This window comes from Pseudomonas sp. MF09150 (assembly GCF_059862355.1).
Genome location: NZ_JCBCUS010000008.1, coordinates 277,150 through 298,195 on the forward strand (window position 1 = coordinate 277,150; position 21,046 = coordinate 298,195).

The window sequence follows — 21,046 nt, forward strand, 5'->3', positions numbered from 1 at the left end:
TCAGCGCTCCCCCACTGCTGCGCCCAGGTTCGGCGCGCGATCCGGCGTCGAGTCGCCCGGCTCCCACCAGAACTCTTGATCGAAGTCTTGGATGGCTCTTTTCTGCATGCGACCCAGATACCCCGGAGATAGGGATTCCTGCATGTCCTGTATCAATGCGTGCTCAATCGCCGCCTTTGTGTACCAGCTACGCAGAAAGGGAGTGTTCTGCCATCCGATGCGCAGCAGGTTGGCCCCCACATCAGTCGCATCAGTATTCTTTTTGAATATCGGAGCTCCGGCAGTCAGCATCAGGTCAGCCACAGTGCCAAATACCGGCCCGGCAAGACCTGTAATATTCGGCTGCCCCCCCTTGTTGTTGCCGCCAAGCCCGGTGTCAAACAAATCACCCAGGATTCCGACCCCGCCGCCACGAAGCATTGCCTTCCACCAGAACATAGGCTTTGCCATATCCTGTGGATCACGACCATTCATGATGTCGAGCAATTGATTGGTGACCGCTCCAGAAATTAAAAGACCGCTGAAGATGGATGCCGAGTACGCCAGCTTTCCTCCAGTCGTCTCGATCTGTGCAGCGCGGCGCCAATGGCGTTCAAACATGGCCACTCCGAAAGATTTGAAGAGCGTGAGGTCCCGCAGCAACTCCCCACCATGCGTGCCAGACTGGGTGCCCTGTCTCATTGTCGCCCGTGTCATCAGTCCAGGACTGATGGCTGTGAATTCGGACTCTTCCTGGATATACCCAAGCAATTTGCCGATGGCAGCGTTCTTTTGTTTTGCACTGAAGCCTGTCAGGCTCGCAACCGATTCAGGAGTAAGCATCTGCTGCCCCCGCCAGTCTTCTGGGCTGGCAGACTGCCATACCTCCCAGTCCTTTTCCGTGACCCCATATCGCTCAAGCCGGCCCTGAAGTTTCGCGTCTTCGCCCCACGCCTTGCGCGTGTCGCCAGCCATGCGGGACATGATTTTCACAGAGAATCCTCGCCTGAGAGCATTGGTCCATGCTTGAAGAACGGTCACCTTCATGGTTGCGTTTGCGAGCTTTCCGGTCCATCCCTGGGCAAGGTTGTCTGAGTGGAAGTTCACCATGTCATTGGTGATGCCATCCATCGCCAGGGCCATCTGAGCTGCCTCCCGGCGGTATGCAGGACTTATGCTTTTCATTGCCTCTACCAGAGTAGAGCCTGTTGGAACTCCATGGTAAGCCGTAGTTCTGGCTAGCGATATGATGTCGCCGGGTACGGATGAGATAAGCGTTGCCTGCAACTTTGCGGCAGTCATGAAGTTGCGGAGCCCTTGATGAAACTCTGCAATGCGCGCATTTGCAGGGGTACTAAGCGTGCCATTTAAGGTATTCCACACCATATCTGGAGTAGTGAAGAACTCCATCTTGGCACCATTGTCTTTCTGAGCTGCCGTGTCACTCATCAGCCGGTACGTTTGGGCAGAGTTTGGCCCCAACTCTTCAATCATTACCGTGTCTTTGGTCATGGACCTGATCGAGTTTTGCATAGCCTCGAACACAGATGTCGGCCCGAAGTTGTGCATGTACTCCAGATAGGCGTCACCGTCTTTGAAGTGGATCTGCCGATGAGCATCGTCGAACTTCCCGCCTCGACTAGATCCATGGCCAGCGCCTGGCGTCATTTTGTTTAGGCCGTTGGTGGCTAACGTTTCATGGGCAGCCGAGAGGAATTCCATAACCCCTGCGTCATCCATCTGCATGCCGTCCTCATTGAGATAGCGTCGACGATCAAGGCGCGGCAGAACAAACGATGCCCAGGCATCCTGCCCGGCCTTTACGATTTTGCGCATGTCGTGCGGCTGTGGAAGCCACCCGTAATCAAGTCGCCCAATTGCAGCACCAGCCGCATTTAGGCGCTCGCGTACAGCATCCATCTGATCGCGCCATACCTTCGCCGCCTTGGCTGCCACGCTGTTACCAGTGTCACTCCCGTAGACTTCGTTTACGAAATCTCGCTCGGCCGCCTTGTTGGTGATCAGGCCAAGAAACTTTGGTGAAGCTGCCTCGATAGTCTCCATGATCGAGCTGACCGTGCGGTTCACCTCGCCCTTGATGCGGCTGTCGACTTGGCGCAAGCGCTCGAACAGCGCGGAATGGAAAGGCTGTTTTCCGCCCAGCTTTGCAGCCCGTGAATCGAGATTCGCAAGCTCTTTGGTTTGCGCAAGGATATTCAGCCCTTTGCGCTGGGCGGCCTTGTCAGCGGATGCCATGTGGTCAGCCATTGCAGCCTGGGCGGCATGTAATTGGCGCTGAGCCTCTGTCATGGAGTTGAAAACGGTAGGGTCAGTTCGTGCGAGATCGCGAACGTGATAGCTTATTCTGTCTTCAATGGCCTTGGCTTCGCCGGCCTTGAGGGGGCGGCCAATAGCCTGCTCGACTTCGGTAATGCACTCGGGGCGCATGGGCATGGCGCTGCCTCCTATGGGGTTGGAAGGCAGCGTATGCGGGTGATGGTGTCGGATTCCCGACTATTGCGGATAGGGCTCGAGGATTAACTGCAGTTGCTGAGCAAGCCGCTCGACATCGCGCCGCTTGGCTTCCTTGCTCCAGCGCCAGCGCGCCAGGTTCTCAGCGCTACTGCTGGCCACCTTCGTTCCTTCGCTCAGGACCTCGCAGGCTTTGGAGTATTGACCGACTACATCAGGCTCTCCGCGTAGCAACGCATCAATGTGCATGTCGCACCAGACGGCGAAGTCATCATCAAGCCAGCGAGCGAAAGTTACCGCTAGTTTGGGATGGAGCCAGGTGCCTGGGGCTTTGCCGCCCCGTTCGGTAACAACGAGACCAAAGTGGGATAATCCCACTTTGCCCCCTAAATGCATTGCTTTGGCTAAAGCGGCAATGTATCGCTCGGTGGCTGGAAGGCGAAGCCATTCTACCGGCTTCTTTTCGAAGCGCTTGGCGACGTCGGTTGCATTGATCCAACCGCTGCTATTAAAGCGGACGGGCTCGCCGGCGTACTGAAAGGGAATAATCTGAGACATATCGTGCACCTGCTCCCGGGAAAGGAAGACAGGCACGAACGCTGGGAGCACGATTGACGTTCGTTTTCGGGAGCGACCCTAGCCTGTCATCGCCGCCCTTTCGAGCAGTGATGACAGAAGAATCAAGTGAACAGGGTGTCGGTTTCCCGACTATTTCATCAGTTTAATATGGCTTCGGCAAAAACCATGAGCACACGAACAAGCCAAGAACAGCCAACCCTGATATCTGCCAAAGATCGGGGATCTCAAACACCAAGCAGATAAGGAAAACCACCATTGAAAGCCCCCATGCTGCATAAAAAACGGTCATGGGCAGCCTTTTGATATTGAAACTTCCCTTCTCTCGTAGGGCGCCCCATGTAAGTCTCAAGACAAAAGCGGCAACGGCGAGAAAGATAATGCAGCTGACCGCGTACGCGATTGCTTTGTCCATGGTTATCCCCGAAGCATGCATGTTATTGCGGCCATGAATGAGCGCGACTCCTTGATCCCGGCCTGATACTCAGCCTCGACCTCGGCCAGGGCATCCGCCGCCTTCACCTTCGCAGGGTTTCCGTCGGCGTCGAAGCCGGAATTTATCACTGCATCCGGCCGGCGAGCGACTGATTCACGCAGGATCTCAAGCTCAGCAGACGATTCCGGGGAAAGTTTCGGTTCTCCGGCAGGCTGGTCAGTCGCTTTGCCTTCTGTTCGCACTGATCCGGTTTCAGCCTTCCCTGCTCCGGTTTTCTCCGGTTTTGTCGCGGCTTTCGGTTCAGGTGCTGCGGCGTTCCGAGCTGGCGTTACACTCGGCTCCGCGAAGTACGGCTCCAGGTCCTTGGCCTTCAGGCTGATACCCATGCCTTCCAGAAGGCTGTCGATATCGGCATCGATGGCTTGCTCCGGGGTTCTCGCCATTTCAGCCTGCGAGGCCAGCTTGGTACGCTCGAAACCACGCATGATCTGGTCGGCACGCTCTTCGATGCGAGGCTGCAGGCGCTCCGGGGTTTCGCCACGGTCCATGGCTGCCAGCTCGCCCCGGGATTTTTCGGCGGTTCGGTTGCCTTGAAGCGACTCTTCCAGAGCTGTCACACGATCACTCAGCTGTTCGCGGTCCTGCTCGATGGCCTTCCTGGCGGCAGTTTCTGCCTTCTTGCGGCTCAGCCCCTCGGCCTGGAACTGCTTGGCCCGGTCACGGTAGGTAGCGTCCAACCCATCCAGATTGCGCCGCAGGCCGGCAAGCTCCACGCGAACATCGGCAACGTTGGGCATCGCTTTCGCGATATCCCCTTCCAGTTCAGCCCGTACCGTCGGCTCCAGCTCTTGCCGAGCCATGGTCAAAGCTTCTACACGGGTTGGCGCAATAGGCTCTGGTACTGTCGGCCTACGCAGAAACTCCCCCTTGAACCCATCAACCACCGTGACCTGCTCGCCCCTTCCCAGCTGGCTGATAGCCTGGGCGAGCTGGGTGCGATGCATATTCGCGCTTTGCAGATCAACTGGAGCGCCTGGAGCTGCGCCGTCTTCGAAGTGAGCAACCTCTCGCTGCACCATCGCCGCATCAACCTGCTCTTGGGTTGGGCGAGGTCGGCCATTCATCGCGCCCTTAATGTCTCCAGCACGTCCAGCACCAAAGAAAAACGCCCCCATAACTGCATCCGCGACCATTGCCTTACCGTCCAGAGCTCGATACTGAGCGGCCTGAGCGTGGTAACCATTGCGATCTAACAGCTCGGCAGAAGCGGCGCGCTGAGTAACTCCTATGCCGACGTTCGCCCCCACGGCAATCGCAGCATCTCCTGCCAGCTGGTTCACGAATCGAGCACCAGGCAGACCTGCCCCTATCGTGGTTGCAACGCCTTCGATCAGGCCGTGAGCAGTCGCCGTGGCGTCATCCACACCATCAGCCTTGGCGATCTGGGTCGCGGTGTATCCTGCTGGTGCTCCAGCGGCAAGGGGGCCGGTAACAATCCCCGCTGGGCCAGTCAGTACAGTTGCAGCAACGGTTCGCGGAAGAATTTCCGCCGCGCTGTTGAGTATCTGGCCAGCCATCCCTACTGCTCGCGGATCAGGCCTGAGCATCTTGGCCGACTCGGCAGTATCCCGCCCTAGTCGATCCTGCTCCTTTTCCTGCGCCTGAATCTGCTCTTCTGCGCCATCGGGAAAGTACAGGCTACTGACAGTAAGGTCCTGTTCAAATGACGCAGAGCCGGCGGCCTGCACGAAGTTGCTGGCTGAGATGCCGCCCAGCAACAACGAGTTTCCAGAGCCTGCTCCAAACCCTTGCCATAGACCGGGTTCAGGCAACTTATCGGTACGCTGAATGCGGTTATCCAGGTTGATGGCATCAGTTTCATCAAATCCGTCGAGCCAGCTCATGGTTTCACCATCAGATCTTGTCGGGTTCGCGGATCCTGCTGAGCCTCACTGCCATTCATCAGGAAGTAGTAGCCAGAGCGTCGAGGTGCCGCCATTAGCGGCATGCTCTTGAGCAGATCGACAGGGAGCTTCGTACGCTCGGCCAAAGCGTCGATTTGGGCTCCGACAGAGGTATAGAAATCCTTGTCGGACATACCGTATGGCTTGATCACCTTGCTTCCAGCCCAAGTGGTGACGCCACCAGTTGCCGCCTGGACGGCCTTCTTCGAAATATCGGAGTCAATCGTGACCCCATTGAAACTCTTGGACTCCCGCTCGGACAACGCCGCATATGCAGCTCGGTAAGAGTTGAAGTACATCTCCCGTGCTTCAGAGCCTGCTGGCAACGCGAATCCAACTGCCTTTTCGAATGCAGGCAGTAACAGATGATCGTCCGGCATCGGTTTAGATTTGTCGGCCAGAATCTTCCGCCCCTCCATCAAGGTTTGGGCCAAGCCAGACCCGTCCGGCAGCTTGAGCCCCTGAAATGCAGCGCGTCCCGCGCTGTCGGCAAGCTTGTCATCGCCCACGAAAGGCTGGATGGCCGCCGCAAACTCTTCCTTGTCCTGCGTGGCCGCCCCGATCACCCCGAAAATCTGCAGCTTCGTGTTGTCGTCAATACCTTTGGATGCGGCCCGGATCATGTCCCTTTCAGACTCTGTCCAAGGGCTTGGCGTGACGGTGGGGCCATCTTTTCGGCGAACGGAACTAGCGAGTAGGAAGCGCTCACCAAGCTGCGCCACTAGCTGTTGCTGGCCTTCCGGGGTCGCGATTCCCGCCAGGCTGAGAGGCTCAATCTGCGCACCGCCGGTGATAGCGCTATAGCTGACCGGGTCTGAATCGCGGAGTTTCTTCCGCTCAGCCCTGACCGACTCCAGCCTATTCAGGTTTTCCACTTGGGCCGCGCTGGCACCGTTCTTCTGCATATCGGCCTTCATCTGGGTGATGTATTGCTCTTGGGCGACATCAGGCAGCTGCAACAGCCGCTGGGATTCATTCATCTGATGAATGAGGTTGCTGTACTCACCCGCAAGGGATGTCCCCTTCAAGGCCGACTGCCACCCTTGCTGATCAGCGACAGTTGGCGGAACACCAAGCGATGCTTGCTTTTCCATTTTCGCAACTACCCGCTCTGCCTTCATCTCACGCATCACGGCTTGCTGCTGTTGATGCTGTTGTACCTGAAAGATGCGGCCTGTGACGGTGTTCAGCAGCTGGTTGCGCTTGTCCGGGTCCAATTTCTTGGCGTAGAAACCATCCGCTGCCGTGAGGTCGTGCTCGAGTTTTTGCAGGCTGCCGATGCTTTCCCGCGACTCAATGACGCGCTGGGTTGCATGCGTGGTCCAGTTGCCGTCCTTGAATTCCTGCTTCTTGCTCGTCCAAGCCTCACCAAAGGCCAGGCGCCCAGCGACGTCGACGTCTTCTGCATCCATTCGGGCATTGATCTGCTCGACGTTCGCGCCGGGCATCGCCGCATCTTTGCCCAGCATATCCATGCGCGAGGCCAGGTCGCTCTGAGCTGACTGAACACGACCCTTGGCGGCTGACGCTCGGATGGTGTCCAGGCCGCCAAGCTGAATACGCTTCAGCGAATTTCCAATTTCGCCTTGTTGTGCCAGGTCCAACCCAGGGGTTTCCAATGGGTCGAGCTTCGAAACAGCAGCGTTAAAAGCTTCCTCGGACTTTTCATAGGGCAACTGCCCGGTACGCATTTTTTCGTCAAGATCCGTCGCAATGGTCTTGATCTGAGATTCGCGATCGATGAGCGCATTGCTGGCTTTCACCCGGGCCAGGGCCTGGTCCTCTTTGTTGATGTTGTTCAGGACACCAAACGCGGCATTTTGAACTGTCGACGCAACCTGTTGCGCGGCCTGGGCCTGACCACGATTATCTGCGGCGATGACGCGGTTTTGGGGGGCTTCAGGGTTGACCGCGACCCGGCCAAAGTTACCCAGTGGAATTTGTGCCATCAGTCGGTTCCCCCTACTTTGACGACGGAGCCATTCCTGCCGGCGGCGGAAGCCTTCCAATTCATTCCGGTCTGCGCGCCGGCAGAAAGAACGGTGCCTATTGATTGCGAATTGGCGGCCGACCGTGCCTGATTACCAGCAAGTCGGTAATTGCTAGAGTCAACGTAGCCACGAGCTTTTTGATTCTGTCCGTTGAAGATGGTCAGCACCGCGTCCTCTTCGGCGTTGCCGATGATTTCCTCGTTGATGTTGATGGCTGTTCCCTCGCCAACCTCAACTCCAGACGCGGCAAGCGCCGCATTCGCTTCGCTCGCCTGGTTGCGTGCAAGCCGACGAATACGGTCAGCCTGCACGTTTGCTGCACTGGCAGCTGCATCAGCATCGCTCTGCGCCTGCTCGGCCTGTGAATCGGCGTTGAGCTGGCTTTGCTTACCTGACTGCTGTGTCGAGTAAACCGAGTAAATAGTGGCCGCAGCGACAGCGGCATACGCCGCATAGCCTGCTGCTCCAACTGCTCCAACAGCCATAGTTATAACTCCATCATCAAGAGGGGGCCGATACTGCGCAGGCCCTGAGACTCATAAAGCCGGGTGGTTCCTTCAACGCTAACGCCGGTCCCAATGCCCATATAGATTTGCTTCGCTCCCTTGATCCTTGCCCACTCCTTGAAGGCTCGGATCAGCCTCACAGCGATCACGCCATTACGCTTGGAAGGCTCAACGAACATCGAATAGTCGTAGGCAATCAGGTCGTTGCTGAACCACTGATCGATAATCCCGCCGGCCATGCCGCCGACCACTTCGCCATTGACCTCAGCAACAAATACAACGCCCCGGCCGTTGATCAGCTCAGCCAGGAACGCTGCGGATTTTTCAGGCGAAAACGCCATAGATGAATAGCTGCTGATCTCATGCAGCATCGTTCCCAACTCGATCAGCCGGGGCACGTCTGAATGTTTGGCGGCGCGAATCATGGGTAGTACCTCAATCGTTGATGCTCATTTTTTTGATGACGCACAGCAGGTGGAACGGCAGCGGCTGGTTCTGCTCGATAACCACGGACGCCTGGCCACGCTCCCAGCCGAGGTTTTCTAACCGGTGGTTACCCGTGAATAGCGCCGGCGGTTGGTTGAGCACGTTGACGCCCAGGTCGCGGAACGCGATGGGTTGGCCGTTGACCTCACAGCCAATGGTTTCGAGAAAGCGCAGGGTGACCTCGGCCACCCGCATGCTGTTGCCCTGGGCGCTGCCGGTGTTGCCCTGGACCTCTGGGGTCAAGGTTTTGATCTGGGTCTTGAATGGCAGGCCGATCTGGACCGCGAACGCCTTGCGGGGAATGGTGACCTGGCCACCGGTGACGGTTTGCTGCTGCATGACCACGCCGTCGGCGACGATATCGACCACCTTCCCTTCCAGGTGGGCCAGCCCGCTCCAGGTGGAAGCCCCGGCCCCGCTGGTTGCCGAGATACCGCAATCGACACGAATGTCATGGGTGAAGCGCTCGACATAGCGCGTCTGCACTCCGTTGACGGTGCGGTTGACGATGGCCCAAACCTGCTCACCCGTGGCGATGGGGATTGCGGCCACAGATTCAAACTTGCCGTCAGTGATCTGCCTGGCCCAGCCGATCACGTCCTGGTCCCGGTCCACGGTCATGGTGGCGATAACGCCGTCATTGCGAACCATGAACAGGATTGACTCGGGTTCCTGCTGGTAAGCCATATCCACCACGCCGCTGGTAGTGGCGTGCTCCGACAGCACAGACATATCGGGCGAGCCGTAGCTATCCGAGTCGTACTTGTAGGCCATGGCCCGCAGCTTGCGGCCGGCCTTCTGCACGAAATACAGCTCGTTGCCGATACGCACCGGTCGAACGTTGTTGCAGCCGTAGGAGGATGGGTTCTTGGTCTGGATGTTGGTCGGCGTGATGGGCTTCTCGACGCCTCCTGTTACGGTGAACTCCCCGCCATAGGTCAGGGGGATCAGGGCGTTGATCTGCGCCATGTGCAGGATCGGGTTGATCTGATCGCTGGTCACGTTGTACGAAAGCGCGTCGTCGTCCTTGGTGCCAAGTTCGAAGTTCAGGTATTCGCCCGTGCGTGACTGCCAGATGGTCTGCGGATAGTTCGGCGATCCAGCTGCAGCCAGACGTTGCATGTAGAGCGTTCCGGCCCGGGGGTAACCATCGATGTCGTTCCACACCGAAGCTTCAAGCGACCATGCATTGGCTGGCGCAGCTACGGCCGAGGTATTGGCCGACCGGACAATGCCTGATACAGCGGTTACGCTTGATACAGCAGTGATTTCGATCAGGCCGCTGTTGACCTTAACGAACTTGCCGAGGTCATCGTTGCGCCATCCAGCCGCGCCCAGGGTTAGCGTGATGATGCCGCCGACGATCCCTACAGCGCTCGGGGTCAGAGTTGTTTGCGGCGACCCCTTGAGCGCCCACGTGGCCATTGGCGTCACAGGGAAAGTCGTCACAACCTGGACGGTAGCCACGGTCCCGCTGACCACGGCAGTGACCTTGGCGATACCGCCGCCGGACCATATTTCGCGGCCTACGTCAGATGCCAGGAACGCCGAAACAGAGGAAGTAAACGTACGGCCGGTGCCTACAGAAACATCGCTGATGGTCGCCGAGGTGGTGTAGCTCACGCCCTTTTCGTCGAACGGCTTGGCCACGAACGGGGCCGGGGCCAGGCTCCACTGCAAATCAGTAATCCGGCGCAGGCGGTGAATCGGCACCTGGCTATGGAACAGAAACATCGTGTCCGCGCCCTGGACATACTCCATGGCGAACAGCATCGCCTCGGTGTAGGGGCTGACCAGCTCGACGCCGCTGTACGCGCCATCTGAGAAGTAGATGCGCACGTACAGGTCGCCGAATTCGCACATGTACGCCTGGGCCTCGTTGAACACGTAGGGGATCAGGCGGCCCCGCTTGGCGGGGAATTTGGTAACGGCGCTATACAGTGTCCCATCGCGGCGCGTGCAGCCGCCGTGCACCAACGGCCAGGCGTTCTGGATGATCTCGGCGCCGTTCTGGTATCGGGCGATATCGACCCGGCCAAGCATGCGCGGGGAAACCTCGCCCGCGGTGAAGTTGGTTTGATTGATCGTCAGGCGGGCCATTATCCGTGTGCCCCGAAGCGAGAGGCGTACAGGCGTTCATCGCCCAGGGTCTGCGGTGGATCTTCCTGGCCATCGACAGCGCGGGCCACCTTCTTGGCGAACTCCAGCTCTTGCCGAAGGCTGTCGCGCACAGCTGCCGACTGGGTAATCGGATATGCCATTGCTGCGGCCATGGCCAGTGTGAGCAAGGCCACCAGGTTGGAATCCCAGGTGTTCTCAACTTCGTTCAGGAACACATAACGCAGCTCGACCGACGTGGCGTCGGCAAGGATGCTGCGCCCCTCGACCAGGTAATCAATCTGGACTCCGGCCTGCCCCACCTCCAGAACCCGCAGGAAGTCCGCAGGCAGTTCGAACTGGTTGGCATAGCCGAATGCCGGCGGCGTCGCGTCAGGGGCCAGCAGCGCTCGTTTGATCGTGCAGTTCCATGGGTGTGTGCGCAGCAGGTCGTCACGAATGGTCGGATACAGGTTCGCCGAGAGCTTTGCCCGGTCCACCGGCTCTTGGAAATCGTTGATGGTCTGGGCGCCCAGCATCAACAGGGCGTTGGAGCAGATCGAAACGCCGGTCGCCATGCTCATCTAAAACCTCCAGATAAAAAGACCGGGGCGCGCGGCCCCGGTAAATGTTTTGCCTTCCGTGGCCACCGTGAATCAGTTCTGGCCGGCGTACTGCGCCACCAGGGTGATGACCTGGCCGGCCTGCAATGCGGCACCCGCCACGGTCGACAGCAGTTCGCTCTGGTCGGTAGCCAGGCCCTGCTGAGCAACAGCTACTTCGAACAGCGCACCGTTGGCGAACTGGGCCTCAGCTACTGCGCTGCCAGCAGCAGCAACAGAGGTGGCGGCCAGATAGCGGGCTTGCGATACGGGATCGCCCAGGTTGATGGTCGAGGACGCAGCGCCAGCGCCGAAATACAGCTTGGTGCTGGGCATCAGACGGGAACCGAAAGGCAGCAGGCCCCAGGAAATTTTGTCGCCGATAGCAAGGCCACCAGCTGGAACGGTGCAGGTGCTGACCAGGATCTGAATGTCAGCGCCTTGCAGGTTGGGTTTAACCAACTGCTGCGGGAGTGCCGCGCGAGCGGCGGAGACGGAAGCGTTTACAGTTGCCATGGGTTAGGACTCCTAAACCGAGAAAGAGGGAAAGCCGAAGCCGCTTACGCGGCCTCAGTTACGGAGATTTCAACGACCTTTTCTTCCTCGACCCGCACCGCGCCGATGGATTGCTTGGCGTAGACGCGAACGTTGAAGCCCTTGCCCGGATCCTCGCCGACCTTGGTGGTGATGTCCTGACCCTTGCCCAGCGTTACGCCGGACTTTGCCCAGGCGTAAAGGCGGCGGATGGCACCGTCGTAGGGGGTGCGCTCGGACGGGATCCACGTAAAGCCCATCCAGCGACCTTCGACGTCGCCCTCTTCCAGAAACTTGCCAGCCAGGTAGTCAGCGCTGGTCAGAGTTGTGTCGGCGAGGATGTCGGCGGCGGCGGCAGCGGTGTAGGTGATGAACAGTTCCTCACCGTTGTGCTTGTCCGCTTCGTTGCGGCGGAAAAGCTTGCGGGCCTGGATGATCTTGGCCTTGGTCAAACCAGAACCACCAACAGCGATCTTCTGAGTGGTCGGCAGGATGATGTTGCCCGAGGTGGCGCGCGAGTTTCCGCCCATGGATGCGATGACCACATCATCCTTGGCTCGGTTCAGCGCTGCGACCATGGCCTTCACGTAATCCGAAGTCGGATCAACCAACATGCGGATCTTGTCCTGGTCGTCGATCATGTCGCCGTCATCCCAGTCGAACAGGTCAACATAGCGTGTGCTGTGCGGTTGATCGTTGATCGGGGTGTCGGCGTGGCGCTGGGTACGGCGCTGTGCGGTACGCTGGCCCAAGCGGTTGACGGACTTGGACATGCCCACGATGTTGGGTTCGATGGTTACGTGTGGCTCGAAACGAGACAGGGTTTGTTGGGCAACGTGACGGAAGTTATCCGCAAACTGCTGAACAAACGCTTCGGTGATTTGCTGGGACATTCGATGCACTCCAATGCAGATAAGGGGTTGCCTGCCGGGTATCCGCATCGCGGGCCGGTATTACCTGGCGTGCATCGGCTTTGCTGCGCCTCGGGGCTGTCCGGGTATCTGCGTGCCATCGCAGGCCGGCCCATTGCTGGGATGCCTGCGATGTTTGTGCATTGAGGGTGTCGGTTTCCCGACTATTTGAAGCGGGGGATTTACAGGCGGGATGCGGGTTTGCCGAACTTCTTGTTGTACATGTCATCCAGTTGAGCCTGGATGCCTGCGCGCTTAGGGTCATGCGCTGGCAGGACCTGCAACTGCTGGCGCAACTCAGCCGTCTTGACAGCAAAATCAGCCTCGCTGACCTGGGCGCCGCCGTTGATAGCGCGGTCCTCCTTGAGTTCCTTGCCGATGTTGGCTGCGAAGGCGATGAAGTCCGGATCCTTCCCGTATTTATTCATGAGAACTTCCAGGTTCCCCGGCTTGCCTGGCTCACTGGCGAAAGCCTCGACCGCCAGATAGGACGCACGAATATTGCCGGCCATAGCCTGCTCACCGCCCCATGCTTCTTTGAGGGTTGCAATGCATTCGTCGCGGTCCAAGGTTGCCGCGCCCCCGATCAGGCCTGGCGCCGCCTTGAGGTATTCGCCGATGACGTATTGCACCTGGTCATTGTTGAGGCCCTTGGCGTGTGCACCTTTCAGGAACGACTGGGTGCCCTCGTCCGCCTTGAACTCGTCCCAGTCGAAGCCCTCGACCCCTTCCAGCTTGACGGTGTACTCGTCGGCAGTCTTGGGCGGAACATCGCCAGAACCCAGGCGGGTTTCGAGGTGCTTGTACGCTTCGGCAACCTTGCGGCTCGACGCTTCCAGATCAAGGGTGCCGTCCTCTTTGTTGGTCCGGTACTTCTCGGGGATGTAGTCGGTGGTGTTGGCGCCGGCGGCCAGCACGGAGCCAGCTGGCGGTGCTGCTGGCGCTGTCACTGGTGGAACCCCAAGCGATCCCGGCTCGCCCTCGGTGGTTTCGGCCATGTAAAAGTGGCCCAGGCGGCCATGAATAAACCAGTTCATCGTTAACCCTCTTGGTCGTTGGCGTCTTCTTGGACGCCGTTGGCACGGTTGATACGGAGTACAACGTGATCCAGGACCTCGCGGGCCCCGGCTTGCTTGTAGGTGGTGAGAATCGCGTCGATGCCGCCCACGGTGCAGGCGTTCTTGGCGAAGCGCTGTAGAAGCAACTCAAAGCACATAGCGCCTTCGTGGTGATCCTCGAATACGCGCTTGAACATCGCGTCGGTCTGCTCTGGTGTCATCTTCACGCTGCGGCCCCCTGCTGTTTCATTGCTGCCTCGCTGGCCTGCTGCTGCATGACTTGCTGCTGCGCCTGCTCCTGGGCGTCCTGCTGCGCCTGGGCGCGGTCTGCGCGTAGCTTGTCCCGATCGGCCTTGCTGCGGATGACTGCGGACGGTACGCCCAGGGCCTCGCCCTTGAAGCGCTGCGCCTCGTCCATGTCGATGTTGTCCATGATTTCCGAGGTCGGATCGGCGGCCTTGATGGCCATCGCGCCGCCCACGTATGTGTCAATGGCGGTGACCTCCTCCAGCTTCTGAGACCTGGCCAGGGGCGACAGATAGCGAACGGTGAAGTTGCGACCGGCCAACGACTCGGGCGCCTGGCCCAGGATTCCGGCGCGGTAGGCGATGCCAAAGCACCGCTCAATCATCGGTTGCAGGTACTCGGTTTGCAGGCGGCCATAGACCGGGCCGAGCAACTGCCTGATCAGGTTCACCCGCACGTGCACCTCAGTGGCAGTCATCGCCGGGCCGTCCTGGGCCTGGAGCTGGTCGGCCATCAGGATCTTGCGGATAGAGCCTTGCAGGCGCTGAATCTTGGTCTCGGCGTACTGGAAGTTCGACCCACTCTGCAGCGGCTTCATGCTGTCTACAGAGTTGGCCACGATGATCTTGCGCGGCCCGACCTTGACGGTTCGGGGGTTGAGCACGCCGTCATCCTCGGCAATCCACATGCCGGCGATGGCCAGGTCACCTGCGGCCAGGTCCATACGGCACAGCTCATTCAGCGTGCGGGAATCCGGCAGCGCGTCAAACACCGGGCCCACGGCATACACGCTGTCGGGGATCATCATCCAGCGCGGAACAACCACCGGCATTTCGTGGTAGCCCGACTCGCTCACCAGCTTCTTGGCCTCAACCTCGACCTTGCAGGAAGCGATAGGCATGTTCTTGGCCAGCCGAGCGCCAACCATGTACGTGCTGCGCGGGTAGATGGCGTGAACAAACCGAACCATTTCCTGCGGCTTGGACTTGGCCAGCTTGCGAGTGGCATCGCTCAAACTCTCTTCGCCGAACTCGTTGACCGCCTGCTCTGCGGTGAGCTTGTACTCGCGGTACACGGTGTCGATCTTGCCCCCGGCCTTGGATGCCGAGCAGTACACGCTCGCGATTGGCCACAGGTCGAAGGTGAAACCGCCCTTCTCCATGTCCTGATCGATGTACAGGGCAAACCAGCCGGCGCACACAACGTCTATCAGCCCCTCAAAGGCGGCCGCGTCGAAGTTGGATGCGTGAATGTTCTGCCAGAGGATGTCGGCCGAGTCGTCCAGCCAGCGGCGTTCGTCCTCGCTCTCTTGGCCGACGTCCATGCCGAACCACAGCGAGTTGGCCGGGGTCAGCCCGGACATGATGCCGGACGACAGAATCCGTGCCGCGTCTGTGGTGGTGCCGTCGATCATCCTGGCCTTGCGCATCTGCGCCTCCATGGCCGTGATCTGTTCAGTGCAAAAGCCGCTACCCCGGATCGGGTAGCTGTGGTCGAAGCAATCGCGCCAGACCGACTCATGCGGCGAGCGGAGAGACTTCAAGGTGCTCAGCGTTTTGGCGATCTGGTCTGCGTTCATTGGCCTAGGGTGCTCTTGCCTTGTTGGAGGACGCTGCCCTGGGCGCCGGACGAAAGCAGGCTGCTCTCGGCCTTGCGCTTCTTGCGGGTTGCGGTTTCTTCGTTGGCCTTCATCGCGGCTTCATCGGCGGCCTTTTGGGCCTCGATTGCTGGATCTGGTGCCGCGACCACCTTCGGGGCTTTCGGTTTACTTCCCATGGTCTTACCCCTTGGCTGCTGGCGTTTCGGGGCACAACCAGCCTTCACTGGTCATAACGGCCTGTTTCAGGGTGGTGGCGTCGACGGCGCTGGTGCTGGGTGCGGGACTCGACGCCTGCGCGGCCGGGGCTTCTTCTGGCTTGGCATGAGGTTCGCCGCCAGCGTTCAAGCGCTCGGCTTCGGCTTCGGCCAGATCCTTGGCGCCTTCGCCGGTGACAACAAAGTCACTGAACCAGTCGTCAATGGCGGTGGAGTAGATCCGCCAGCGCCCGCCGCCGTTGTGCTTGGCGACGTACAGCGCTTGCTTGGTAGCGGCGCTGGTGCTGGGTGCGGTGGCGGCGACAGGCTCGCCTGGGGTTTGAACGATCAGGCTAGGGGCTGACATGTGTTTCTCCTGATGAGCAAAGCCCGGCACAGGGCCGGGCAATGGGGTTACTCGGCGGCAGTGCCCTTGAGCGCTTCGGGGGCGGCCGGCAGCGGGGTCTTGATCAGTTCTTTGGTGAACGCAGCCATATCCACCAGCAGGCTGTTGACGGCTGCCTGTACTTCGGCACTGTTCGAGCCTGGACTCGCAGTGATCAGGCGCGACATGGCGTCGGTGAGTTGGGTGGCCTGGCTAAGGTCGTTGGCGTCGACGCGGCGCGGGGTTGCTACTGGCATGGGTAAAGCCCTCTGGCTGATGGGGAATCAACGATTGAGGGCCAAGCATCAAGGGGGTGGGGTGTCGGTTTCCCGACTATTGCGAGGCGGTGCGCTTGCACGCACGGGTGATGAAGTCTTGCAGGCCCAGCACCTGAGCCGTCACTTTGCTGTGGGCGGCAACGAGGTCGGCATAATCCTGTCGAGCATCAGCTGCAAGTTGGGGGGTGGCTGCATCAGCGCCGCCGGCGGACTGGGGATTGGCTGGCACACAGGTGGCGCGGACGTACACGACGCGAGCGCCAGTGTTGAGGTCAGCAACAAGGTGAGGTTTCGAGTCTTCGGCATTGCGGACAGCCTCCTGGTACTGGGTGTCGATGGAGTCGCGGGCGGTGATCGCCTGTTCGTACGCTTTGGCTTGAACCTCCAGATCGCGCACACGCTGCGATGACACCTCAAGGCTACCGCTGACATGGTCAAGCCTCCAAAGCGCCAGGGTCAAAGCTACAGAAAGCCCAAAGACGATATAGCGGGTCATCACTGCACCGCCTTGCACTTGGCGTTGCGCTCAAGCTGGCGAGACCAGACGCCCGGGCACCGCTTGTTGCCTGGGGTCGAACAGTCGTAGCCGGCGGCGAACCGGTACAGCAGCAGCGCCTCGCAGGCGCCGACGTAGTTGCCGTCGATCAGGTAGCGGCGTGGGGAACCCTTGCGCCAGGTGCCCATGCCGTACTGGCCGACAAAGTCCATGTAGAGATCAAACTCTTCCTGGTAGAGCTTCACGCCTGGCAGGCTGGCGGCGAACTCCTTCTCGGCCTGGCTGTTCAGGTTGCGGGCCAGGATCTCGGCCCGGGGCCGGGTGATGGTGTCGCCCATGCGCACTGGTGCGCCGTCTTCGTAGCGCGTGGAGCCGTAGCCCAGGGTGGGCACGTCGCCTTTCGTGGGGATCACAGCGTGGTCGGTGAATCCCTCGTTGGCCTTCCAGGCGCCGAAGCCGGCCAGGCTCATGGTCAGCAGGCTCACTGCTATGCGGTTGCGTACCTGGCTCATCGCTGGCACTGATCGCGCAGGGCCTGGATGCGCGCCTGGCTCTCGGCGTTTTCCCGGCGGTCGCGGCGGATCTGGAAGTACGTGCTGATCACCAGGCCCAGCACAGCGACCACTACGCCAGTGATACCGATCCAGTTCACTTGGGACAGCCAGCCGAAAAGGCCGGTAGCACCACCGGCAATCAGCCCCTTATTGGCAACTGAAATGCCCACTGCCTCAACGATGCTTTCCGGCGCAGGGTTGGCCATGCTGTTACTCCTGACTGGGGCTTTCATGGTCGGGCCTCCAGAGTCAAAAAAAAGCCCAGCGCGTGGTGGCTGGGCTGCGATGACGGCAAGAGTCGTCGGGGTCAGGTGTCGGAATCCCGACTATTTGACTGGCACACCGCCAGCAGTCACCCATAGGTCGTGCAATTCCTGGGTCATCTTGCTGACGTAGGCACCCTCGTAACGCTCCAGGCTGTATTTGCGCGGGGTGCACCATTCCTCGAAAGACGTGCCTCCTGCTGGCCGCAACATCCTCTCTGCCTCGGCAGCAAGCAGATCAGCCAGCACATGCTGCCCGTTGTTCCCTGCTCGCCCAGCAGCATCAGCCAGGTTGATTGCGCGGATTTCGTCTTCTTGGGTCATCGGTGTTACCTCATGCTTTTGAGTGATAGGCCCACCAGTCGCCGGCGGCGACCATGGGCAGTTTGTCCCGGCTTTCGCCGGAGATCTGGCACCAGAGCAGCACCAGGCGTTCGCCTTCGCTGTAGCGCGGCTCTGCGCCCTGCTTCCAGCCAATCAGCGTCGTGCGGGCCACGTCGATTGCGTCGGCAGCGCTCTGGATCGAATGCCCGCCGCGCAATACCTCAGTGATGACCCGGAACCAGTCGATGCGCTTCGGCCCTGGGCGCGCAGGTGCAGCAGGCGTGTGCAGGACCAGCTGCGCGATGGACACCCGGGGCGGCTCCGCGAACAGCGGCATTTGCTCAAGCACTTGTGGCGGCTTCATGGGGGTCACCAAACGCGCGCGCACGCGAGGCAGGCAGGGGAAACGCACTCGCCCGGCCCATAACTTCGCTCATTTCAAAAACAGCCTTGGCGAGCGCCTGCGGGTCCTCGTCGAGCTGGAACGGGTGAAATGCTCGGCGGAAGCCGAACATGCTCTCTGGGTCGTTGGGGCCGGTCAGGTCTTGGTCGGCGGCGATCAGCAGCCAGCCGTCAACACCGACTTCGGTGCAGTGCCAGTGAACCTTGCTCATGACGATTCTCCCACCAGCGGAACAACGCGGACCAGGACGCCCGGGGTCTCGCCAAAGCGCTTGGACATGGAGACATTGACCACCTGCACGTCATCCTTGAAGACGATGCCGTTGATCCCGTCGCAGATGGCCTTGAGCACGTTGTCGGCGTCGGGTTTCTTGGTCGGCATGACGTCGCCGGCGAGCGCAGCGGCGGTTTTCTTCTTCGACCAGGACTGTGCGACGGACACGATAATTTTCATTTCCACCAGCACTGGGCCTGGGATCAGCTCGCGTCCCTGCATGGCCTGCTGGGCTGACATGGCGATCAGGGTTTCGTAGTTGGCGGTTTTCTTTGGCGTGAACATGCGGGCATGGCCGCCGACTGTGGACACCCGTGGCCTGCCCTTCCCCACGGCCTCCCCGGGAACCTTGAATTCAACTGGCTTGAGGTCAGACATGGTCGGTTCTCCGGATGCCGAGCTTGGCCAGCAGCAAGGCGCGGCAGGCGTTGGGGTCTTTTGGGATTTCGAGGACGTCGACAATGCGGTCGGCTTCCTGGCGGGAGTGTTCGAGCTGGACCTGCTCACGCGGCCGCATGCTGTCGTGGCTCAGGCCCTTGGCGATTCGCCCTTCAAGCGGTTGGCCGGTCTGGGCGCGACGCATGACGATTGCGAAGTTGCGTTCGAAGCGCTGGCGCAGGGCCTTGTCCTTGCTCGATCCGGCGTGAAGGTCAAACGTGCTGGTTGCTTCTGCGGCGATGCGCACGGCTGGGTGGCTGTACGTGCCTGAGCGGGCCTCGTCCCATGCCTGAGCTTCCGATGGCAGACCCTTCACCTGTAGGCACATGGCACGAAAGACGTTCGCCGGTGGTGGCCAGTCGAATTCGTCCGCCTTTTCCACCAGAGCATTCAGGCCATTGGCGATCTGTTGCCCGGTGATGCCCTTGAGCACAGATGCCCATGAATGGCCGGGGTCAGCTGATACGCCGAAATTCGACGTCCAGCGGTGGCCGTACATCTCGCTCATCTTGATCCATAAGTTGTCCATCAGCCGCTGCGGCAGCTTCTCGGGCTTCTCGATCGGCAATGGCGTCTCGGACCTGGTCTGGAACTGATCTTGGGCCTTTCCGAGTTGATCGTTGATTTGGTTGGGGATCACGGCCTTGATTGTTTTTGGCAGCGTTTTCAGGTCGAACGTGTCCATTGGCGGTGCTCCCGCTAGATTTGGCGCGTTGAATGAGGTTGTTCAAGTGCTGGACGAGCTGGAATTCCCATTGGGCCTGGGACTGCTCTTTCTCGGGGCGTGCCCACCAGTACGAAGTGAACGCGGCAAGGACCTCGGTCGTGAGCGCAGAGGTTGGTACCGAGTTTTTGAAAGCGATGGCCTTGAAAGTTTTTTCGTCCACGGTCCAGCCATCGAGCGGCATCGGGAAACGGCCTTCGCGGGTAATACCATCAATAGGATTAACGGATATCGGAGGTAGGTTGTTGATCAGGGGGTCTGCTGATTCTGATCCGGTTGTTGATCCTTCTGGCTCTTCGTCTATCCCCCCGAACTCATTGGGCCTTACCGTTTTTTCTGGTGGTTGCTGATCTGGTTGCTGATCTGGTTGTTCATCGGTTGCTGATGATTTGGACGCACCATCCCAGTCCGCATTTGGCAGCTGATAAACAAGGGGTCCAATTGGGGTTATTGCACCAAGGCTGATCAGGCGATCAACCAGCGATCTGACCTTTTGCCTGGTAGGGGATCCAGACTCATGACGGCCGCGCGTGGGAGCAATATACAGCTCTTCGCGGAACATTTGCTCGCTCAGTCGCCGCTTAAGTCCAGACACGCCCGTTCTGTAATCCATGAACCGGCGAATGGCGCAGTACAACTTGAAGACGTCGGCAGGCTCATCAGCCAGCGCGCCCCACTCTGCGTCATTGATCTGGAAGGAAGGCACGGTCAGTCCTCTTCCAGTTGGTCAACGTGCTGGACGTGTTCCATCCAACGCTTGGCCTGGTGGAAGATCGCTTCAATATCCCGCTGGTTGAAGCAACGCATTTCACCGGGCACGATTTTCAGATCAAGCACCGCCAGGATTTGGGCGAACTGCTCGAACTTCTCCGGCTTCATTCGGCTGATAGTCGCCTCATCGCAACCGACTGCAAGCGCGACCGGGCCATTACCGATCGATGCAAGGCGCTGCATGAGAACTGAATAGTTCTTGCGGGCCCTTACGATCTGCTCTTGGTTCAATGGGTTCGTCGACATGGTCAAGCCGCCGACTGAGGTTGGCTGTCATCGCCGGCCTTCAGTGCTCCATTGGTGATTTTTTCCAACTGGTACTGGCGTAACTCGGGGACTTCATCCCCCCATTGCCGCACAGCCTCGTAAGTAATTTTCAAGGCCTGGGCGAGCTTGGGAATGGAGCCAAAATGATCAATCGCTTTCTGGCGTTTCATGGGCACCTCCAATGCACGTACGCCAAATTCAAGCATGCTTGTATTTAT

At 59.6% G+C, this 21,046-nt stretch carries 27 protein-coding genes and 1 pseudogene; all 28 read right to left on the reverse strand.

Annotated features, from left to right (window positions below):
* Entirely contained in the window at positions 1 to 2,433 is a 2,433-nt protein-coding gene (locus AC19YX_RS27160; RefSeq protein WP_500607433.1) for a hypothetical protein, read from the reverse strand.
* A gap of 60 nt (positions 2,434 to 2,493) precedes the next feature.
* Positions 2,494 to 3,009, reverse strand: a complete 516-nt coding sequence (locus AC19YX_RS27165) for a KilA-N domain-containing protein (protein ID WP_500607434.1) — start codon at positions 3,007 to 3,009, stop codon at positions 2,494 to 2,496.
* 163 nt (positions 3,010 to 3,172) lie between these two features.
* Positions 3,173 to 3,442 carry a hypothetical protein gene (locus AC19YX_RS27170; protein ID WP_500607435.1) on the reverse strand — a complete coding sequence of 90 codons (270 nt, stop codon included), beginning with the start codon at positions 3,440 to 3,442 and terminating at the stop codon, positions 3,173 to 3,175.
* A 2-nt stretch (positions 3,443 to 3,444) separates the two neighbouring features.
* Positions 3,445 to 5,367: a hypothetical protein gene (locus tag AC19YX_RS27175; RefSeq protein ID WP_500607436.1), complete on the reverse strand. Its 1,923-nt coding sequence runs from the start codon at positions 5,365 to 5,367 to the stop codon at positions 3,445 to 3,447.
* Positions 5,364 to 7,376, reverse strand: a complete 2,013-nt coding sequence (locus AC19YX_RS27180; RefSeq protein WP_500607437.1) for a hypothetical protein — start codon at positions 7,374 to 7,376, stop codon at positions 5,364 to 5,366. The genes AC19YX_RS27175 and AC19YX_RS27180 overlap by 4 nt, the downstream gene beginning before the upstream one ends.
* The gene (locus AC19YX_RS27185) at positions 7,376 to 7,903 is read right to left on the reverse strand and encodes a hypothetical protein (RefSeq protein ID WP_500607438.1); all 528 of its coding nucleotides are present in this window, start codon (positions 7,901 to 7,903) and stop codon (positions 7,376 to 7,378) included. The genes AC19YX_RS27180 and AC19YX_RS27185 overlap by 1 nt, the downstream gene beginning before the upstream one ends.
* A 2-nt stretch (positions 7,904 to 7,905) precedes the next feature.
* Positions 7,906 to 8,349, reverse strand: a complete 444-nt coding sequence (locus AC19YX_RS27190; protein WP_500607439.1) for a GNAT family N-acetyltransferase — start codon at positions 8,347 to 8,349, stop codon at positions 7,906 to 7,908.
* Between the two features lie 10 nt (positions 8,350 to 8,359).
* On the reverse strand, positions 8,360 to 10,510 hold the full coding sequence (locus tag AC19YX_RS27195; protein ID WP_500607440.1) for a phage tail protein: 2,151 nt from the start codon (positions 10,508 to 10,510) through the stop codon (positions 8,360 to 8,362).
* The gene (locus AC19YX_RS27200) at positions 10,510 to 11,091 is read right to left on the reverse strand and encodes a phage connector family protein (RefSeq protein WP_500607441.1); all 582 of its coding nucleotides are present in this window, start codon (positions 11,089 to 11,091) and stop codon (positions 10,510 to 10,512) included. The genes AC19YX_RS27195 and AC19YX_RS27200 overlap by 1 nt, the downstream gene beginning before the upstream one ends.
* Before the next feature lie 72 nt (positions 11,092 to 11,163).
* A complete protein-coding gene (locus AC19YX_RS27205) occupies positions 11,164 to 11,625 on the reverse strand; it encodes a hypothetical protein (RefSeq protein ID WP_500607442.1) in 462 nt (153 codons plus the stop codon).
* Between the two features lie 44 nt (positions 11,626 to 11,669).
* Complete coding sequence (locus AC19YX_RS27210; RefSeq protein WP_500607443.1) at positions 11,670 to 12,536, reverse strand: phage capsid protein; 867 nt, start codon at positions 12,534 to 12,536, stop codon at positions 11,670 to 11,672.
* Positions 12,537 to 12,736: 200 nt separating this feature from the next.
* Positions 12,737 to 13,591 carry a hypothetical protein gene (locus tag AC19YX_RS27215; protein WP_500607444.1) on the reverse strand — a complete coding sequence of 285 codons (855 nt, stop codon included), beginning with the start codon at positions 13,589 to 13,591 and terminating at the stop codon, positions 12,737 to 12,739.
* A gap of 2 nt (positions 13,592 to 13,593) precedes the next feature.
* A complete protein-coding gene (locus tag AC19YX_RS27220; RefSeq protein WP_500607445.1) occupies positions 13,594 to 13,839 on the reverse strand; it encodes a hypothetical protein in 246 nt (81 codons plus the stop codon).
* Complete coding sequence (locus tag AC19YX_RS27225; RefSeq protein ID WP_500607446.1) at positions 13,836 to 15,437, reverse strand: portal protein; 1,602 nt, start codon at positions 15,435 to 15,437, stop codon at positions 13,836 to 13,838. Before AC19YX_RS27225 ends, AC19YX_RS27220 begins: the two co-directional genes overlap by 4 nt.
* Entirely contained in the window at positions 15,434 to 15,634 is a 201-nt protein-coding gene (locus AC19YX_RS27230; protein ID WP_500607447.1) for a hypothetical protein, read from the reverse strand. Before AC19YX_RS27230 ends, AC19YX_RS27225 begins: the two co-directional genes overlap by 4 nt.
* A gap of 4 nt (positions 15,635 to 15,638) precedes the next feature.
* A complete protein-coding gene (locus AC19YX_RS27235; protein WP_500607448.1) occupies positions 15,639 to 16,019 on the reverse strand; it encodes a hypothetical protein in 381 nt (126 codons plus the stop codon).
* Between the two features lie 47 nt (positions 16,020 to 16,066).
* Entirely contained in the window at positions 16,067 to 16,294 is a 228-nt protein-coding gene (locus tag AC19YX_RS27240; protein ID WP_500607449.1) for a hypothetical protein, read from the reverse strand.
* Between the two features lie 76 nt (positions 16,295 to 16,370).
* Positions 16,371 to 16,811 (reverse strand): lysis system i-spanin subunit Rz, encoded by a 441-nt coding sequence (locus AC19YX_RS27245; RefSeq protein WP_500607450.1) that lies wholly within the window; start codon positions 16,809 to 16,811, stop codon positions 16,371 to 16,373.
* The gene (locus tag AC19YX_RS27250; protein WP_500607451.1) at positions 16,811 to 17,323 is read right to left on the reverse strand and encodes a glycoside hydrolase family protein; all 513 of its coding nucleotides are present in this window, start codon (positions 17,321 to 17,323) and stop codon (positions 16,811 to 16,813) included. The genes AC19YX_RS27245 and AC19YX_RS27250 overlap by 1 nt, the downstream gene beginning before the upstream one ends.
* The gene (locus tag AC19YX_RS27255) at positions 17,320 to 17,571 is read right to left on the reverse strand and encodes a phage holin family protein (protein ID WP_500607452.1); all 252 of its coding nucleotides are present in this window, start codon (positions 17,569 to 17,571) and stop codon (positions 17,320 to 17,322) included. Before AC19YX_RS27255 ends, AC19YX_RS27250 begins: the two co-directional genes overlap by 4 nt.
* A gap of 120 nt (positions 17,572 to 17,691) precedes the next feature.
* Positions 17,692 to 17,952, reverse strand: a complete 261-nt coding sequence (locus AC19YX_RS27260; RefSeq protein WP_500607453.1) for a hypothetical protein — start codon at positions 17,950 to 17,952, stop codon at positions 17,692 to 17,694.
* A 10-nt stretch (positions 17,953 to 17,962) separates the two neighbouring features.
* The gene (locus tag AC19YX_RS27265) at positions 17,963 to 18,316 is read right to left on the reverse strand and encodes a hypothetical protein (protein WP_500607454.1); all 354 of its coding nucleotides are present in this window, start codon (positions 18,314 to 18,316) and stop codon (positions 17,963 to 17,965) included.
* Positions 18,294 to 18,566 (reverse strand): hypothetical protein, encoded by a 273-nt coding sequence (locus AC19YX_RS27270; protein ID WP_500607455.1) that lies wholly within the window; start codon positions 18,564 to 18,566, stop codon positions 18,294 to 18,296. Before AC19YX_RS27270 ends, AC19YX_RS27265 begins: the two co-directional genes overlap by 23 nt.
* Positions 18,563 to 19,006, reverse strand: coding sequence for a RusA family crossover junction endodeoxyribonuclease (locus tag AC19YX_RS27275; protein WP_500607456.1), 444 nt, complete (start codon positions 19,004 to 19,006; stop codon positions 18,563 to 18,565). Before AC19YX_RS27275 ends, AC19YX_RS27270 begins: the two co-directional genes overlap by 4 nt.
* Positions 18,999 to 19,751 (reverse strand): hypothetical protein, encoded by a 753-nt coding sequence (locus tag AC19YX_RS27280; RefSeq protein ID WP_500607457.1) that lies wholly within the window; start codon positions 19,749 to 19,751, stop codon positions 18,999 to 19,001. The genes AC19YX_RS27275 and AC19YX_RS27280 overlap by 8 nt, the downstream gene beginning before the upstream one ends.
* 73 nt (positions 19,752 to 19,824) lie before the next feature.
* Positions 19,825 to 20,403: pseudogene (locus AC19YX_RS27285) on the reverse strand (hypothetical protein); the annotation flags it as partial.
* 95 nt (positions 20,404 to 20,498) lie between these two features.
* Positions 20,499 to 20,807, reverse strand: a complete 309-nt coding sequence (locus AC19YX_RS27290; RefSeq protein ID WP_500607458.1) for a CII family transcriptional regulator — start codon at positions 20,805 to 20,807, stop codon at positions 20,499 to 20,501.
* A 2-nt stretch (positions 20,808 to 20,809) separates the two neighbouring features.
* A complete protein-coding gene (locus tag AC19YX_RS27295) occupies positions 20,810 to 20,998 on the reverse strand; it encodes a Cro/CI family transcriptional regulator (RefSeq protein ID WP_500607459.1) in 189 nt (62 codons plus the stop codon).
* Positions 20,999 to 21,046 lie beyond the last annotated feature (48 nt).

What these genes read in the sequence shown, in the direction of transcription:
- AC19YX_RS27160 (WP_500607433.1), bottom strand. Translation starts at nt 2,433, where the DNA reads ATGCCCATGCGCCCCGAGTGCATTACCGAAGTCGAGCAGGCTATTGGC.
- AC19YX_RS27165 (WP_500607434.1), bottom strand. Translation starts at nt 3,009, where the DNA reads ATGTCTCAGATTATTCCCTTTCAGTACGCCGGCGAGCCCGTCCGCTTT.
- AC19YX_RS27170 (WP_500607435.1), bottom strand. Translation starts at nt 3,442, where the DNA reads ATGGACAAAGCAATCGCGTACGCGGTCAGCTGCATTATCTTTCTCGCC.
- AC19YX_RS27175 (WP_500607436.1), bottom strand. Translation starts at nt 5,367, where the DNA reads ATGAGCTGGCTCGACGGATTTGATGAAACTGATGCCATCAACCTGGAT.
- AC19YX_RS27180 (WP_500607437.1), bottom strand. Translation starts at nt 7,376, where the DNA reads ATGGCACAAATTCCACTGGGTAACTTTGGCCGGGTCGCGGTCAACCCT.
- AC19YX_RS27185 (WP_500607438.1), bottom strand. Translation starts at nt 7,903, where the DNA reads ATGGCTGTTGGAGCAGTTGGAGCAGCAGGCTATGCGGCGTATGCCGCT.
- AC19YX_RS27190 (WP_500607439.1), bottom strand. Translation starts at nt 8,349, where the DNA reads ATGATTCGCGCCGCCAAACATTCAGACGTGCCCCGGCTGATCGAGTTG.
- AC19YX_RS27195 (WP_500607440.1), bottom strand. Translation starts at nt 10,510, where the DNA reads ATGGCCCGCCTGACGATCAATCAAACCAACTTCACCGCGGGCGAGGTT.
- AC19YX_RS27200 (WP_500607441.1), bottom strand. Translation starts at nt 11,091, where the DNA reads ATGAGCATGGCGACCGGCGTTTCGATCTGCTCCAACGCCCTGTTGATG.
- AC19YX_RS27205 (WP_500607442.1), bottom strand. Translation starts at nt 11,625, where the DNA reads ATGGCAACTGTAAACGCTTCCGTCTCCGCCGCTCGCGCGGCACTCCCG.
- AC19YX_RS27210 (WP_500607443.1), bottom strand. Translation starts at nt 12,536, where the DNA reads ATGTCCCAGCAAATCACCGAAGCGTTTGTTCAGCAGTTTGCGGATAAC.
- AC19YX_RS27215 (WP_500607444.1), bottom strand. Translation starts at nt 13,591, where the DNA reads ATGAACTGGTTTATTCATGGCCGCCTGGGCCACTTTTACATGGCCGAA.
- AC19YX_RS27225 (WP_500607446.1), bottom strand. Translation starts at nt 15,437, where the DNA reads ATGAACGCAGACCAGATCGCCAAAACGCTGAGCACCTTGAAGTCTCTC.
- AC19YX_RS27230 (WP_500607447.1), bottom strand. Translation starts at nt 15,634, where the DNA reads ATGGGAAGTAAACCGAAAGCCCCGAAGGTGGTCGCGGCACCAGATCCA.
- AC19YX_RS27235 (WP_500607448.1), bottom strand. Translation starts at nt 16,019, where the DNA reads ATGTCAGCCCCTAGCCTGATCGTTCAAACCCCAGGCGAGCCTGTCGCC.
- AC19YX_RS27240 (WP_500607449.1), bottom strand. Translation starts at nt 16,294, where the DNA reads ATGCCAGTAGCAACCCCGCGCCGCGTCGACGCCAACGACCTTAGCCAG.
- AC19YX_RS27245 (WP_500607450.1), bottom strand. Translation starts at nt 16,811, where the DNA reads ATGACCCGCTATATCGTCTTTGGGCTTTCTGTAGCTTTGACCCTGGCG.
- AC19YX_RS27250 (WP_500607451.1), bottom strand. Translation starts at nt 17,323, where the DNA reads ATGAGCCAGGTACGCAACCGCATAGCAGTGAGCCTGCTGACCATGAGC.
- AC19YX_RS27255 (WP_500607452.1), bottom strand. Translation starts at nt 17,571, where the DNA reads ATGGCCAACCCTGCGCCGGAAAGCATCGTTGAGGCAGTGGGCATTTCA.
- AC19YX_RS27260 (WP_500607453.1), bottom strand. Translation starts at nt 17,952, where the DNA reads ATGACCCAAGAAGACGAAATCCGCGCAATCAACCTGGCTGATGCTGCT.
- AC19YX_RS27265 (WP_500607454.1), bottom strand. Translation starts at nt 18,316, where the DNA reads ATGAAGCCGCCACAAGTGCTTGAGCAAATGCCGCTGTTCGCGGAGCCG.
- AC19YX_RS27270 (WP_500607455.1), bottom strand. Translation starts at nt 18,566, where the DNA reads ATGAGCAAGGTTCACTGGCACTGCACCGAAGTCGGTGTTGACGGCTGG.
- AC19YX_RS27275 (WP_500607456.1), bottom strand. Translation starts at nt 19,006, where the DNA reads ATGTCTGACCTCAAGCCAGTTGAATTCAAGGTTCCCGGGGAGGCCGTG.
- AC19YX_RS27280 (WP_500607457.1), bottom strand. Translation starts at nt 19,751, where the DNA reads ATGGACACGTTCGACCTGAAAACGCTGCCAAAAACAATCAAGGCCGTG.
- AC19YX_RS27290 (WP_500607458.1), bottom strand. Translation starts at nt 20,807, where the DNA reads ATGTCGACGAACCCATTGAACCAAGAGCAGATCGTAAGGGCCCGCAAG.
- AC19YX_RS27295 (WP_500607459.1), bottom strand. Translation starts at nt 20,998, where the DNA reads ATGAAACGCCAGAAAGCGATTGATCATTTTGGCTCCATTCCCAAGCTC.